General features: G+C 68.9%; 14 protein-coding genes. 1 reads left to right on the forward strand and 13 read right to left on the reverse strand.

What is annotated here, in order from left to right; genetic code table 11:
• Nucleotide 1: 1 nt before the first annotated feature.
• The 12 genes from AC50YM_RS16900 to AC50YM_RS16955 form a co-directional block, all read right to left on the reverse strand.
• The gene (locus AC50YM_RS16900; protein WP_494958103.1) at nt 2-817 is read right to left on the reverse strand and encodes an IclR family transcriptional regulator domain-containing protein; all 816 of its coding nucleotides are present in this window, start codon (nt 815-817) and stop codon (nt 2-4) included.
• A gap of 54 nt (nt 818-871) precedes the next feature.
• Entirely contained in the window at nt 872-1,570 is a 699-nt protein-coding gene (locus AC50YM_RS16905) for a 3-oxoacid CoA-transferase subunit B (protein ID WP_494958104.1), read from the reverse strand.
• Nucleotide 1,571: 1 nt separating this feature from the next.
• Nucleotides 1,572-2,231: a 3-oxoacid CoA-transferase subunit A gene (locus AC50YM_RS16910; RefSeq protein ID WP_494958105.1), complete on the reverse strand. Its 660-nt coding sequence runs from the start codon at nt 2,229-2,231 to the stop codon at nt 1,572-1,574.
• Between the two features lie 3 nt (nt 2,232-2,234).
• Nucleotides 2,235-3,512, reverse strand: a complete 1,278-nt coding sequence (locus tag AC50YM_RS16915; protein ID WP_494958106.1) for a thiolase family protein — start codon at nt 3,510-3,512, stop codon at nt 2,235-2,237.
• Complete coding sequence (pcaC, locus tag AC50YM_RS16920) at nt 3,509-4,039, reverse strand: 4-carboxymuconolactone decarboxylase (RefSeq protein ID WP_494958107.1); 531 nt, start codon at nt 4,037-4,039, stop codon at nt 3,509-3,511. The genes AC50YM_RS16915 and pcaC overlap by 4 nt, the downstream gene beginning before the upstream one ends.
• Nucleotides 4,036-4,854, reverse strand: coding sequence for an alpha/beta fold hydrolase (locus AC50YM_RS16925; protein ID WP_494958108.1), 819 nt, complete (start codon nt 4,852-4,854; stop codon nt 4,036-4,038). The genes pcaC and AC50YM_RS16925 overlap by 4 nt, the downstream gene beginning before the upstream one ends.
• Nucleotides 4,847-6,364, reverse strand: a complete 1,518-nt coding sequence (locus tag AC50YM_RS16930) for a lyase family protein (protein ID WP_494958109.1) — start codon at nt 6,362-6,364, stop codon at nt 4,847-4,849. The genes AC50YM_RS16925 and AC50YM_RS16930 overlap by 8 nt, the downstream gene beginning before the upstream one ends.
• Nucleotides 6,361-6,927, reverse strand: coding sequence for a protocatechuate 3,4-dioxygenase subunit alpha (gene pcaG, locus AC50YM_RS16935; protein WP_494958110.1), 567 nt, complete (start codon nt 6,925-6,927; stop codon nt 6,361-6,363). The genes AC50YM_RS16930 and pcaG overlap by 4 nt, the downstream gene beginning before the upstream one ends.
• Before the next feature lie 7 nt (nt 6,928-6,934).
• Nucleotides 6,935-7,828 carry a protocatechuate 3,4-dioxygenase subunit beta gene (gene pcaH / locus AC50YM_RS16940; protein ID WP_494958111.1) on the reverse strand — a complete coding sequence of 298 codons (894 nt, stop codon included), beginning with the start codon at nt 7,826-7,828 and terminating at the stop codon, nt 6,935-6,937.
• Between the two features lie 39 nt (nt 7,829-7,867).
• The gene (locus AC50YM_RS16945; RefSeq protein ID WP_494958112.1) at nt 7,868-9,829 is read right to left on the reverse strand and encodes a bifunctional sugar phosphate isomerase/epimerase/4-hydroxyphenylpyruvate dioxygenase family protein; all 1,962 of its coding nucleotides are present in this window, start codon (nt 9,827-9,829) and stop codon (nt 7,868-7,870) included.
• Nucleotides 9,829-10,710, reverse strand: coding sequence for a shikimate dehydrogenase (locus tag AC50YM_RS16950; protein WP_494958113.1), 882 nt, complete (start codon nt 10,708-10,710; stop codon nt 9,829-9,831). The genes AC50YM_RS16945 and AC50YM_RS16950 overlap by 1 nt, the downstream gene beginning before the upstream one ends.
• A gap of 163 nt (nt 10,711-10,873) precedes the next feature.
• On the reverse strand, nt 10,874-11,749 hold the full coding sequence (locus AC50YM_RS16955; RefSeq protein ID WP_494958114.1) for an IclR family transcriptional regulator: 876 nt from the start codon (nt 11,747-11,749) through the stop codon (nt 10,874-10,876).
• Between the two features lie 225 nt (nt 11,750-11,974).
• Here AC50YM_RS16955 and AC50YM_RS16960 point away from each other — a divergent pair, with 225 nt between their 5' ends.
• Nucleotides 11,975-13,291 carry an MFS transporter gene (locus AC50YM_RS16960; RefSeq protein WP_494958115.1) on the forward strand — a complete coding sequence of 439 codons (1,317 nt, stop codon included), beginning with the start codon at nt 11,975-11,977 and terminating at the stop codon, nt 13,289-13,291.
• A gap of 243 nt (nt 13,292-13,534) precedes the next feature.
• On the opposite strand, the gene AC50YM_RS16965 is transcribed toward AC50YM_RS16960, so the two are convergent.
• On the reverse strand, nt 13,535-14,611 hold the full coding sequence (locus AC50YM_RS16965; RefSeq protein ID WP_494958116.1) for an ATP-dependent DNA ligase: 1,077 nt from the start codon (nt 14,609-14,611) through the stop codon (nt 13,535-13,537).
• Nucleotides 14,612-14,692 lie beyond the last annotated feature (81 nt).

A 14,692-nucleotide genomic window follows, 5' to 3' on the forward strand; every position in this document is an offset into this window, starting at 1 on the left:
GCTAGCGTCCGGAGGACAGGTCCGCGGAGATGAGTTCGGCGGTGGCCACGGTGGCCTCCCGGACCAAGTCCAGGTAGGCGTCCGGGTCCGGCCGGCTCGCGACCGACTGGGCCTGCAATGACACGTTGATGGCGGCGACCACCTTGGGTCCGTCACGGACCGGCGCGGCAACGGACATCAGCCCGAGCTCAAGCTCCTGGTTCAGCATGCACCAGCCCTGGGCCCTGACGCGGCCCAGCTCGGCCAGCAGTTCCTCCTGCGTGCCGATGGCCAGCGGCGTCAGGGGCCGGATCTCAGTCCGGGCCAGGTAGTCCTCTAGCTGGGCGGGCGGCAGCGCCGCCAGCAGCACCCGGCCCATCGAGGTCGCGTACGCCGGGAAACGCGTGCCGACGGTGATGCCGACGGCCATGATCCGGCGCGTCGCAACCCGGGCGATGTAGGCGATGTCCGCGCCCTCCAGGACGGCGGCCGACGTCGACTCCCCCAGCTGCTGGGACAGCTCCTCGAGGTGGGGCTGGGCAAGCTGCGGCAGCGACAGTCCCGACAGGTAGGCGTAGCCGAGCTGCAGCACCTTGGCGGTCAGGGCGAAGATCTTGCCGTCGGTGCGGACGTAGCCCAGCTCCACCAGCGTGTACAGGAAGCGCCGCGCCGTGGCGCGCGTGAGGTCCGTCCGGGCCGCCACCTCGGTCAGTGTCATCTTCGGATGCTCGGTGTCGAAGGCGCGGATCACGGCCAGCCCGCGCGCCAGCGACTGTACGTACTGGTCACTGGCGGCGGGCGCGCCACCGGCCGTGGCGCCCTTTACTGCGTCGATCATTTCCATGCCTCTCGGTCCCGCACCCACTGTATCCGTGCGCGCGGAAGCTCAGCTTCAGGCGGCGGACACGGCCGTCAGCGGCACCGGAACCATGTCCTGCAGTTCCTCGAGCGTGCAGCCGAACGTTTCCCGGACCTGCACCCCGCCGGGCCCGGTCAGGAAGACAGCCTTGTCGGTGTAGACCCTGGTGACGCAGCCGATGCCGGTCAGCGGGTAGGTGCACGCCTCGACAAGCTTGGACGCGCCTTCACGGGTCAGCAGTGTCATCATCACGAAGACGTCCTTGGCGCCGGTCGCGAGGTCCATGGCCCCGCCGACCGCCGGGATCGCGTCCGGCGCGCCGGTGTGCCAGTTGGCGAGGTCGCCCGTCGCGGACACCTGGAAGGCGCCCAGCACGCAGATGTCCAGGTGGCCGCCGCGCATGATCGCGAACGAGTCGGCGTGATGGAAGTAGGAAGCCCCCGGCAGTTCCGTCACCGGGATCTTGCCGGCATTAATGAGGTCGCCGTCGATCTGGTCCCCGATGGCCTCCGGTCCCATGCCCAGCATGCCGTTCTCGGTGTGGAGCGTGATGTTCTGCTCCGGCTCGAGGTAGTTCGACACCAGGGTCGGCTGGCCGATGCCGAGGTTCACGAAGGAACCGGGCTTGATGTCCCGGGCCACGAGGCGGGCCAGGTCGTCGCGGCCCAGGGGCGTCCCGGACGTCTGGATGCCCGCCAGGGTGGCCGGCTGGCCGTTGGAATTGACGCTCATGTCAGGCCACCTTCACAATGCTGTTGACGTAGATTCCGGGGGTCACGATGATCTCCGGGTCGAGGTCCCCGGTCGGGACGATTTCGGTGACCTGAACCACTGTGTGCTTGGCCGCGGCGGCCATGATCGGGCCGAAGTTGCGTGCCGTCTTGCGGTAGACGAGGTTTCCCTTGCCGTCGGCCTTGAGCGCCTTGATCAGCGCGACGTCGGCGTGGATGGGGGTCTCGAAGACCTGGCCGCGGCCGTCGAGGATGCGGGTTTCCTTGCCTTCGGCCAGCATGGTGCCGTACCCGGTGGGAGTGAAAAAGCCGCCGATTCCGGCGCCAGCGGCGCGGATCCGCTCAGCCAGGTTGCCCTGCGGCACGAGTTCCAGCTCGATCTCGCCGGCGTGGAACTTCGCGTCGAAGTGCCAGGAGTCTGACTGCCGGGGGAAGGAACAGATCATCTTCCTGACCCGGCCTTCCTTGATCAGCAGCGCGAGGCCCTGGTCGCCCTGGCCGGCGTTGTTGTTGACGACCGTGAGCTCCTTGGCGCCGCAGTCCATCAGCGCGTCAATCAGTTCGAACGGCTGCCCGGCGTTGCCGAACCCGCCGATCATCACGGTGGAGCCATCCTTGATGCCGGCGACGGCCTCGTTGACGCTCTCTAAGAAGTTCAGCATGTCCTAGCCCTTTACTGTTGCTGTTGTCGCCGGCGGTGTTGTTGCCTGCGTTGCTGCCCGTGTTGTTGCCTGTGTTTTTGCCTGAGGGGCGGTCGTTGTGCTGACGTTTTCGAGGACGACGGCGAGGCCCTGGCCGACGCCGATGCAGATCGCGGCGACGCCCCAGCGCTGCCCGGAGGCCTGCAGGGACCGGGCCAGGGTGCCGAGGATCCGGGCCCCGGAGGCGCCGAGGGGGTGGCCCATCGCGATGGCCCCGCCGTGCCGGTTCACAATGCCCGGGTCGATGCCCCAGGCGCTGATGCAGGCCAGGGACTGCGCGGCGAACGCCTCGTTCAGTTCGACGGCGCCGACCTGGTCCCAGCCGATCCCGGCCTTGGCGAGGGCCCTGTTCGCGGCCTCCACCGGGGCGTAACCGAAGAACTGCGGATCGTTCGCGTGCGCCCCGCGCCCCGCGATCCGCGCCAGCGGCTCCATCCCCAGCAGCCCGGCAGCGTTCTCGGAGCCCAGCCACGCCGCGGACGCACCGTCCGACAGCGGGGACGCGTTCCCGGCCGTAACGGTACCGTCCCCGGTCCGGAACACGGTCTTGAGCCCGGCGAGCTTCTCCGCGGAGGACCCGGCCCGGATACCCTCGTCCCGGACCAGTCCGGTGCCCGGCACCGGGGCCACGAGGCTGTCATAGAACCCCTCGTCCCAGGCCGCGGCAGCCAGGTTGTGCGAGGCCGCGGAGAACTCATCCTGCGCCTCCCGGGTGATCCCGTACTTCTCGCGCAGCCGTTCGGTCGCCTCGCCCAGGGACACGGTCCAGTCCGGGCGCATGGCCTTGTTCACCAGCCGCCAGCCCAGCGTCGTGGACACCAGGGACATGTCCCCGGCCGGGTAGGGCTTCTCGGTCTTGGGCAGCACCCACGGGGCCCGGGACATCGACTCCGCACCGCCGACCAGCATCAGCTCCGCATCACCGGTGTTGATCTGCCGGGAGGCGATGATCGCCGCGTCCAGCGAGGACCCGCACAACCGGTTCACCGTCGTACCCGGGATCGAGACCGGCAAACCGGCCAGCAGCGTGCCCATCCGGGCGATGTTGCGGTTCTCCTCACCGGCACCGTTCGCGTTCCCGAACACCACCTCTTCAATCCGCTCCACATCAAGCGTCGGGGCCCGCTTCACCGCCTCACCGATCACGTGCGCGGCCAGATCATCCGGACGGACACCCGCGAGCCCCCCGCCGAACTTCCCGAACGGAGTCCGCACCGCGTCATAAAGGTAGGCCTGGTTCACGGTGTGCTGTCCATTTCTGTGCTGTCGACTTCTGTGGTGTTTGCTGCCGCCTGGTCCGTTCCCGTGGTGCCCGCTGCGGCGCTGTCTATCGTGTGGAACACCTGCTGGGCGGTCTTGAAGGCGGTGTTGGCGGAGGGGACACCGCAGTAGATGGCGGTCTGCAGCAGGATTTCCTTGATTTCGTCCCGGCTCAGGCCGTTGGTGAGGGCGGCGCGGATGTGCATCGCCAGTTCCTCCCAATGTCCGTGCGCGACCATTGCGGTGATCGTGACGGCGGAGCGCATCTGCCGGGTCAGGCCCGGGCGGGTCCAGATCCCGCCCCACGCGATCCGTGTGATCATGTCCTGGAAGTCCTCGGTGAAGGCGTCCTTGTTGGCGTTGGCGCGGTCCACGTGCGCGGCGCCCAGCACTTCGCGGCGGACCGCCATGCCGCCGTCGTAAATCTCGCGGCTGGTGGCGTCCGGCTGGACTGCCCCATGCCGTTCCAGACCGGTCCGCCCCGGGCCGGTCACTTCCGGGCCGTTCACGCGCCGGCTCCGCGGGATTCTGCCCAGGTGATCAAGGTCCGCAGCAGCTCCGCCACGTGCCCCGGAGCCTCGAACGGCGCCAGATGGGCCACACCCTCGAGGGTCACGGCGTTCGCGGTGCCGCCGCCCGCGGTGATGCCATCGGCGATCGCCTCGGCGAGCGACGGCGTGGCAACCGTGTCCTCCGTGCCAGCGATGGCCTGGGTGGGGACCCGGATGCTGCCGAGTTCGTCCCGGACGTCATAGCCGGCGAGGGCCTCGCAGCAGAAGGCGTAGCTGAACCGGTCGGCGTCGCGCAGGCTGTGCAACAGCCGGCCGCTGAGTTCCGGCTGGCGCTCCATGAACCCGGGAGCGAACCAGCGCTGCGCCGAGCCCTGGATCATCACCGGCGTGCCCTGGCTGCGGACGGTCTCCGCGCGTTCCAGCCAGCCCTCGGGCGTGCCGATTTTCGCGCCGGTGCACTGCACGGACAGGCTCTTGAGCCGTTCGCCGTGTTTGATGCCCAGCTGCAGCCCGGTGGCGCCTCCCAGCGATACCCCGGCATAGTGGAACTGCATTCCGGGGGCGATCGAATCCACCAGTTCGACGACGGCGTCGGCGAGTTCGGCGACGGTGAAGGTTTCCGTCGCGGCGGGTGAGATCCCGTGGCCGGGCAGGTCCCAGGCGACGACGTCGACGTCGTCGCCGAGCAGGGCTCCGGCCTGGCTCCACAGCAGCGTGGAGGTGCCCAGGGACGGGCCCACCACGAGGAGGGGCTTGTCCCCGAGCGGGCGCTGGGGTGAAAGCAGTACTGCCTTGACTGTCGGTCTAGCCACGGGAGGCTCCGTTCAGGTCGGTAATCGGTGATGGGGCGTTGGTGCCGCGGGCGGCGAACTCCGGGTATGCCGCGAGGATGCGGCGGGAGATTTCGGCGGCCTGGCCGAGGTAGTTGCCCGGGTCGAGCAGCTCCTCCAGCCGGGCGTCCGGGAGCAGTTCCGGCGGGACTGCGGCGCGGAGCAACCGCCGGTAGGTGCCGGCCTGTTCGGCGGCCGGGGCCTGGAGTGTCTGGTCGACGACGGATTGCAGCTGCTGCTTGCCGTCGGCCCTCTGCTTACCCGCGGGGATGCCTGCCAGGAGCGGCGCGACGGCCGCCGTGACGGCCTCGCTGAGCAGCAGCGGTCCGGAGAGGTCCAAATTGCGGCGCATGGCGCCGGGGAAGACCTGCAGGCCCTCGGCGAGTTCGCGCAGCTGCATGGCGGCGCCGAGGCCCAGCCGGAGGAGCTGGCGGAGCGCCGGCCATTCGCTGTGCCAGGCCCCGTCGGGGCGTTCGTCGTTGAAGTTTGCCGCTGCCAGGTGCAGCTGCGCGGCCAGCCCGGGTGCCTGCAGGGCGGCGCTGCGGACCAGCACGGACAGCACCGGGTTCTGTTTCTGCGGCATGGCCGAGGACCCGCCCCGTCCGGCGGCGCGGGGTTCGGCGAGTTCGGCCACCTCGGGGCGGCTGAGGAACAGCACGTCGGAGGCGATCTTGCCGGCAGCGTCGGTCACAGCGGCCAGGGCGTCGCCGAGGGATGTCACGGCCAGCCGGTTGGTGTGCCACGGCGCCGGAACGGCAGCGAGGCCGAGTTCTGCGGCCAGCCGGTCGGCGAGATCAAACGGTGACAACCCGGAACCGGAGGCCGGTGCCGTGCCGGCTGCAAGGGTAAACCCGGTCAGCACGGTGCCGGCCGCGAGGGTGCCGGCGGCTCCCCCGGTCTGCACGGGGAATTCGAGGGCCTCCAGCCGGCGCGCCGCGGCGGCGAGCCCATGGAACCACTGGGCCGCTTTGAGCCCGAAGCTGAACGGCAGGGAGTGCTGGGTGAGGCTGCGGCCCACACACAACGTGTCGGAGTGCTGTTCGGCGAGGGCGGCGAGGGCTGCGGTGGTGGCCCGAAGCTCGGTGAGCAGTCCGCGGACGGCGTCCCGGGCCAGCAGAATCAGCGCGGAATCGAGCACATCCTGGCTGGTCAGAGAGGTGTGCACGGCTTTTCCGGCACCGATCCCTGCGGTGTCCAGGGCGTTGACGTGACCGCGGAGGTCGGCCAGCAGGGGGATCACCGGGTTGGCGCCGCCCTGGGCGCGTACGGCAAGGTCCGGCAGGTCATAACGGTCCACGTCGGCGGCCGCGGCGACAATCGCGGCCGACCCGGCCGGTGCCAGGGACGCGTCCTCCAGGACCGTGGCCCAGGCGGCCTCGACCCGGAGGATGGCGGCAAGGACCGCCCGGTCCCCGGTCAGCGCCGCCACACGGGGCGACGCCGACACGGGACTCAGGAGGCCGACGTCGCCCTCGGCGCCGAGGAGGGTCACTTCGAGGAGCCCTCGAAGTCGAGGAACACGGTCTCGCCCTCGCCCTGGAGCCGGACGTCCCAGGTCAGGCCGCCGTCGGCGTCGCGGCGGGCGATCAGCGTCTTGCGGCGTTCCGGATCCAGCGAGGACAGCAGCGGATCCGCGGCCAGGGCGACCTCGTTCTCCGGCAGGTAGATCCGGGTGAAGAGCCGGTTCATCAGGCCGCGGGCAAAGACGGCCACGGAGATGAACGGGGCCGCGCCTTCCTCGGTGGGGCCGGGGTTCACCGTGGTGAAGGTGAAGACGCCGGTGTTGCCCACCGCGCTGCGGCCGAATCCGGTGAAGGTGTAGCCGTCGCGGACGAGCGAACCGGTGTGGTGCGGAACCTGGCCCTCGGCGTCGGCCTGCCAGATCTCCAGGATGGCGTCCGGAATCGGGTGGCCGGCGCCGTCGTACACGGTGCCCTGGAGCCGGATGGAACCCGGCGAGCCCGGGGCCAGCAGCTCGCGGTCCTTGGCGTACGGCAGTGCGTAGCCGTAGAAAGGTCCCACGGTCTGGCCGGGGGTGGGGGTGAGTTTGCTCATGCTGGCCCTATTCATTCTCGTCTCCTGCGCCTGATGCCTCGTTCTCGGTCCAGGTCCGCTTCGACCCGGTCAGGACGATGTCCCAGTTGTACGCGAGGGCCCATTCCGGCTTGGTCTGCTCGTGGTTGTAGGTGGCGACGAGCCGATCTCGGGCGTCCTGGTCCACGATCGACTGGTAGATCGGGTCCAGCGGGAAGAGCTGGTCGCCGGGGAAGTACATCTGGGTGACGATCCGCTGGGTGAATTCCTGGCCGAACAGGGAGAAGTGGATGTGCGCCGGGCGCCAGGCGTTCAGGTGGTTCTTCCACGGGTAGGCGCCGGGCTTGATGGTGGTGAAGCTGTAGGAGCCGTCAGCGCCGGTGATGCAGCGGCCGACGCCGGTGAAGTGGGGATCCAGCGGTGCCGGGTGCTGGTCGCGCTTGTGGATGTAGCGGCCGGCCGAGTTGGCCTGCCAGATCTCCACGAGCTGGCCGGCGACGGGGCGGCCGTCGCCGTCGAGCACGCGGCCGGACACGACGATGCGTTCGCCCAGCGGTTCACCGTTGTGTTGGATGGTGAGGTCTGCCTCCAGCGCGTGCACGTCCATGTGCCCGAACGCGGGAGAGTACAGCTCGATGGTTTCCGGGTCCGCGTGGTGCAGGTCCTTGGTGGGGTGGCGCAGGACGCTGCTGCGGTACGGGGCGTAGTCCAGCCGTGGCTGGATCTCCGCCGGGGCACCGTTTTGCAGGGCCCGGGCGTAGGCGTCGCCGAGCGCTTTCATCTCGGCGCTGAGGTCTGCCTGCGATTCAGCGGCAGCGTCCAGCGGCGCATACGTCTTCGGTGCGGCCTGCGTGGCTTCGTCGGACACGTCCTCGGTGAGCGTATCCGCGTTGTAGATTTCAAGGTTGATTTCTTCAGGCACAGCAGCCTCCTTTCGTTGGGTGTGGGTGTTGTTGGTGGGTCAGGGGGTGGGGTTCAGCTGGTGCAGGTGGTCGTATTGGACGGCGTGCCGCACCGGGGCGTTGGGCGCCCCGTAGCCGTCGTAGGAACCGCGGCGCTCGACCATTTCGAAGAACACGCTGCCGACGGTGGCCGTGTAGAAGTGCAGGAATTCGCCGTCGGCGTCCCGGTCGTAAAGCAGGTTCAGCTCACGGAGCGTGGCCAGGAAGGACGCGTCCAGTCCGAACCGCGCATCGAGGTCCTCGTAGTAGTTCGCCGGGATCTGGAGGAAATCAAGGCCACGCGCCTTCGCCGCCCGGGCCGTGGCCACGAGGTCATCCACCGCGAAGGCGATGTGTTCCTGGTAGGTCCGGCGCTGCCCGGTGCCGGCCGTACCTTCCGCGCCGGAGGCGGCACCTTCGCGCTGGATCAGCGGGGCCAGGTTCAGCACCAGGCGGACGCCGCGGTCGCGGGTGAGCATGACCTGGGAGCGGACCAGGCCGGTGGGGCTGGCGACTTCGGCATACGGCTGCGGTTCCAGGGCCAGGGCGCTGGTATAAAAGAGCAAGGCCTCGTCGAAGTGCTGCCAGGGCTGGGCAAGGTTGACGTGGTCGATCACGGCGCCCGGCCCCCCGCTCCGGCTGGCGGGGGTGGCCTCCAGTCCCTCACCGAATTCGCGGGTCCATGCGGCGGTGCCGTCCGGGTTGCCCTGGCACAGGAAGATTTCGGTGGAATCCGGGGCGGCGAAGCCCTGGAAAATCTCCTCGTCGGCCTGGCTCTTGCGGGGCACGGCCGGGGCCTTGAGCTGCTGGGCGCGCGCGGCGGCAATCACGGGGGACTCGACGTCGAAGCCCAGCGCAGAAATTGCCGGCGCGGCGGCACCGGCGTCGCGGGATTCCCGGGAGGAATCCTCGTTGATGATCACGCGGGCATGGCCCATGCTCCACAATTGCACGTTCTTGGTCCGGTGGCGGCCGTTGAACGCGAATCCGAGCTGGAACAGCAGGGTTTCCAGCCCGCCGGTGTCCGCGGCGCTGACCTCGGCGAAGTTGAAGCCTGCCGGTTCGGCCACCTGCGGGAGAGTAGCCAGTTCCATCGGGTACCGGCGGCGGCGCGGCGCGGCATTACCGGCGCCGTTGTCACCGTTTCGACCGGACGGCTGCGCGTCCAGCCACTTCGCGCTCTGCTCCTCAAGCCAGATCAGCGACCGCATTGCGTCCACGGCGGTGCGTTCGACGTCGGACTGGCGGAAGACGTCGTTGAAGACCTCCAGGGACACCGGGCCGGTGTACCCGGCCCGGACCACGTGGCCCAGGAACTTTGCGAGTTCGAACTGGCCCTCGCCCGGGAAGACCCGGTAGTGCCGGCTCCAGGACAGCACGTCCATGGACAATTTGGGCGCATCGGCGACCTGGACGAAGAAAATCTTCTCCGGGTTGAAAGCCTCGATCGGGGCGGTGTCCCAGTCGCGGGAGAGGATGTGGAACGAGTCGAGGCAGGTTCCCAGGCTGGGGTGGTCCACAGCCTGGACGAGGCGGTGGGCGTGCTCGTAGTCGTTGACGTATTTTCCCCAGGCCAGGGCCTCGTAGGCCACCTTGACGCCGTGGTCCTGGGCCAGGGCAGCCAGTGCGGCGAGTTGTTCCGCGCGGAGCCCCTCGTCATCAATGCTGGCGGTGGCGACGTTGGAGCAGAGCAGCATGGTGTCCGTGCCGAGACGTGCCATCAGCCGGAACTTGGCGTCCGCCCGGCGCAGGTTGGCGGCCAGCAGATCCCCGGGCACGCTGTCGAAGTCGCGGAACGGCTGGTAAAGATCCAGCGTCAGGCCCAGGTCGGCGGCCATCTTGCGGACGTCCTCCGGGCTGAGGGGGGAGGTGACCAGGTCCTGTTCAAAGATTTCGATCCCGTCGAAGCCCGCGATGGCGCAGGCCTGCATTTTTTCCCGCAGGGTGCCGGAGAGGCAGACGGTGGCGATTCCGGTGCGCATCAGGCGGACACCTCTTCCGCGGCGACGAGCTCCAGGAAGTGGCTGCGCATCCGTTCGGCGTCGGCCTCGAGCCCGGTGAAGATCCGGAACGCGTCGGCTGCCTGGCCGACCGCCATCCGGCCGCCGTCGAGCACGTCGCAGCCCTTGGCCCGGGCCTGCCGGACCAGCTCGGTCTCGATCGGCCGGTACACAATGTCCGCGACCCAGTGCCGGGGGTCCACGAGGGACATGTCCAGCGGCACCCCGGGGTGGGCGGCCATGCCCACCGGAGTGCAGTGCACCAGGCCGTCGGCGAGCGGCATCAGCTGCGGCAGCTCCGCCGTCGTCCGCGCGGTGACCAGCTGGTCCGGGAAGAAGCCGGCGAGTTCGGCGGCGCGTGCCGCGCAGCGGGCGGCGTCCGTGTCCACCAGGTCCAGTTCCCGGACGCCGGCGGTGAGCAAGGCGTAGGCGACGGCTGACCCGGCACCGCCGGCGCCCAGCTGCACGACGCGGTTGAGTTTGGCGCCCGGCAGGCCCGTGGCGAGGGCGGCGGCGAACCCGGAGAAGTCTGTGTTGTGGCCGATGAAACGGCCGTCCCGGATGGTCACGGTGTTGACCGCGCCAAGACGGCGGGCGTCCTCGGTGACCTCGTCCAGGTGGTCCAGGACCAGTTGCTTGCAGGGGTGGGTGATGTTCAAGCCGTTGAAGCCCAGGCGGTAGGCGCCGGTCAGGAGCTCGCCGACGCTCTGGCCGGGGAGTCCCAGCTCTGTGAGGTCGATGGGGCGGTAGAGGTACCGGAGGCCCTGCACATCGCCTTCGCGTTCGTGCATCGGCGGCGTCAGCGATGGCAGCACGCCATCGCCTATCAGGCCCACAAGAAAGGACTCTGCTCGATTGCTCATCCGTATAGCTCCTTTGACAACGGCACTCGGCGGGCGGGGTCGCACTGGGCGAGGGCCGCGGGCCGGGTGATGGGGGTTACATTACCGCATTTGTTCATATGATGCACGCTTGTTCTACTAGCGAACAGAGTTTGCCGGCTGGACGTGCGGCCGGCGGCCGGACTCACTGCTGGGGCAGCCGGGCCGACAGTTCCGCCGCCGCCGACTGCAGCAGCGGGACCAACGCCACGAGGGCTTCCACGCTCATCCGAAAAACCGGAACGGCCGTGGCCAGCGAGGCGAAGGCATGACCCTGGGAGTTGAACACCGGAACGGCGACGGCCCGCATGCCGGGCTCGTTTTCCTGGTCCATGACGGCATAGCCGCGCTTGCGGACGAGTTCGACCTCGGCCCGGAAGGCGTCCCGGTCCGTGATGGAAAATTCGGTCAGCGGCTCCAGTTCGAGCTCCTCCACCAGCTGGCGGCGGGTGGCGTCATCGGCGAAGGCCACGAGCGCCTTGCCCACCGATGTGGTGTGCAGGGCGCCCAGATGACCCGGGTCGCTCGTGACGCGGAACGTCTGGGGTCCGTCGACCTTGTTGACCGTGAGATGGTGGTGCCCGTCGCGCACGGACAGGATGGTGGCTTCGCCCGTCTCCTCGGTGACCCGCCGGAGGATGGGCAGGGCGGTGCCGGCGAATCCATGATGGTTGGACACCCGCTGGCCGAGCTGGAAGATGCGCAGGCCCAGGTGGTAGCGGCGCCCGTCCGCTTCATAGTCCACGAAGCCGTCGCGGGTCAGGGAACCCAGCAGGCGGTAGGTCGTGCTGAAGGGCAGCTCCGCCCGGCGCGACAAATCCGCGGCGCTGGCGCCGCTCGGTTCGTCACCGAGCAGGACGAGCAGGCCCAGGGCTTTGCCGACCATGTCGGTCCGGCCGTCCTCCCGGGCGGCTTTGGCGCCTGCCGCGGCGCCTTTGCCGGCGGGGGCTGGAGGGGTGGACGCGGGCCCCGGGGGCGTCATAGCGGCCTCGGGCGCTCCTGTGTCTTGATTCACACTCATGGCTCAATGTTCCCACATAGTGAGAGCTATTGCTAGATCGTGATTATTTTTGTTGACAAGTGATCACCCTCACAGTCATGATTGCTACATCGCACAAGTAGCTCCCACCATGTGGCTACTCGTCCGGTCTTTCCACGAACCTTCTGCTGCCGCACACTTGATACCAGCGGCGGCCGAGACCTTCCTGATCCATCCGCGACAATGTCGTCACACAAAAGGAACACCATGCAGACACTCCCGTCTACGACGCCCGGCACCGAAGCAGCCGCCGGGACGCCGAAGAAGGCAGCCCTCGCCAGCTTCCTCGGCAGCGCCGTCGAGTACTACGACTTCTTTATCTTCGGATCCGCCGCCGCGCTGATCTTCCCCACGGTCTTCTTCCCGGACGCCGGCGCCAACGCCGCGATCATGTCGTTCGCGACCTTCGGCTTCGCCTATGTCGCCCGGCCGGTGGGCGCGGTCATCCTGGGCCACTTCGGTGACCGGGTGGGCCGCCGCAAGGTCCTTATGTTCACGCTCCTGCTGATGGGCGCCTCCACCTTTGTGATCGGCTGCCTGCCCGACTTCAACGCCATCGGCTGGTGGGCACCGGCCCTGCTCGTGCTGGCACGTCTCTGCCAGGGCCTCTCGGCAGCCGGCGAGCAGGCGGGCGCCTCGTCCATGACCCTGGAACACGCCCCGGATAACCGCCGGGCCTTCTTCACCTCCTGGACGCTGACCGGAACCCAGGGCGGGCAGATCCTCGCGGCCCTCGTCTTCATCCCCGTCCTGGCCCTCCCGGATGAGATCAAGTACGGCATCGGCTGGCGCATCCCGTTCTGGCTCAGCGCCGTGGTGGTCATTGTTGCGTTCTTCATCCGCCGCACCCTGCACGAGCCCCCGGCCTTCGAGGAAGCCCAGAAGACCGCCCAGATCTCCAAGCTCCCCGTCGCGGACCTGCTCAAGGACCACTGGCGCGATGTCCTCCGCGTCGTCGCCTGCGCCTTCATCGCCGCCGTCTCCACCGTCTTCGGCACCCTGGCCATCAGCTACGCCAAAAACGTCGCCGGTGTGGACGGAACGACCACTCTCTGGCTCGTCGTCGGGGCCAACGTCGTGGCCCTCGGCACCCAGCCGCTCTTCGGCAAGCTCGCCGACCGGATCGGCCGCAAGCCGGTCTTCATTTACGGCGCGCTGGCCAGTGCAGTCCTGACGCCGCTGTTCCTGCTCAGCCTCGAATCCGGCAGCGTGCCGCTGATGTTCGTGGCCGCAATCGGCTTCTTCTCCTTTGGCTACGCAGCCTCCAATGCCGTCTGGCCCGCCTTCTACGCAGAAATGTTCAGCACGAAGGTCCGCTTCTCCGGCCTGGCCATCGGCACCCAGCTCGGCTTCCTGATGGCAGGCTTCGCTCCGGCGATCGTCGCGGCCATGGGCGGCATCAAGCCCGGCGGCTGGGTGCAGATCAGTATCTTTACCGCGGTGATCTGCGTTATTGCGGCCGTCTCCGCCTTGACCGCCAAGGAATCCTTCAAGATTCCCACCAGGGAGCTCGGCCTTAAGTAGTCCGGCCGCAGCGTTCCCGCCCGGTTGCTCCGGGCCGCATCACCGGAAGCCCGGCGTGATCACTGGACACGCCGGGCTTTTCCGCGTCCCCGGCAGGGTCCTGGCAGAGCAACCGGGCGGGAACGCCGGGAGCAACGGCAACCGGGCGGGAACGCCGGGAACAACGGCAACCGGGCGGGAACGCTGGGAGCACCGGGCGCCGTGCGGGAACGCCGGGAGCACCCCGGGCCGGGCGTGCCGTGGCTACTCCCGGCCGGCCGCCAGCACGGCCGCAAGATCGAACCTGACCGGCTCCTCGAGCTGTTCGTAGGTGCAGGACCGCGGCTCCCGGTCCGGGCGCCAGCGGACAAACTGCGCCGTGTGGCGGAACCGTTCGCCCTCCATGTGGTCATATTTCACTTCCACCACCCGCTCCGGCCGGAGCGGCGTGAAGGAGAGGTCCTTGCCGCCACTCCACCGGCTGCCCTCGGCATTGCGCGGCGTCCGGGTCCCGTCCTCCTGCCGGGACCAGGCCCACGGGTGGTCCTCGAAGCTGGTCACGAGCGGCTGGAGTTCCTCGAAGAGATCCTTCCGCCGCTGCAGCGGGAACGCGCCCACCACACCCACACTGGCGAGTTCGCCGTCGTCGCCGTAGAGCCCCAGCAGCAGTGAACCGATCCGGTCCGGCCCGGAGGTGTGCACCCGGTACCCGGCAAGGACGCAGTCGGCGGTGCGTTCGTGCTTGACCTTGAACATGGCGCGCTTGTCCGGCAGATACCGCCCGTCCAGCGGTTTGGCCACGATCCCGTCCAGCCCGGCCCCCTCGAACTGGTGGAACCACGCCTGCGCGGTGGGCCTGTCCCGCGTCGCGGCGGTGAGGTGGATGGGCGCCGAACTGCCGGCAAGCACGCGCTCCAGCTCCGTGCGCCGCTCGGCGAAGGGACGGGCCGTGAGGTCCTCGTCGCCGAGGGCCAGCAGGTCGAACGCCACGAAGCTCGCGGGGGTCTGTTCGGCCAGCAGCCGGACCCGGCTCGCCGCGGGATGGATCCGTTGCTGCAGCGCATCAAAGTCGAGCCGGTCCCCGGCGGCGCCGACCAGAACGATCTCGCCGTCCAGCACACAGCGCGGCGGGAGGTTTTCCTTCAGCGCCTCGACGAGTTCAGGGAAGTAGCGGGTCAGCGGTTTGCCGTTGCGGCTGCCGATCTCCACGTCCCCGCCGTCGCGGAAGATGATGGACCGGAAACCGTCCCACTTCGGTTCGAACATCACCGCACCCTCGGGCAGGGCGGTCACGGACTTCGCCAGCATCGGGGCGATCGGGGGCATCAGCGGCAGTCGCATAGGCCCCATTCTGGTCCGGCATTCCCCCGACCGCCAGAGGGCGGGCAGACGAAGGTCGGACAGGGCTTTCCTCGACAACCG

It is taken from the genome of Pseudarthrobacter sp. RHLT1-30-1, assembly GCF_059383415.1.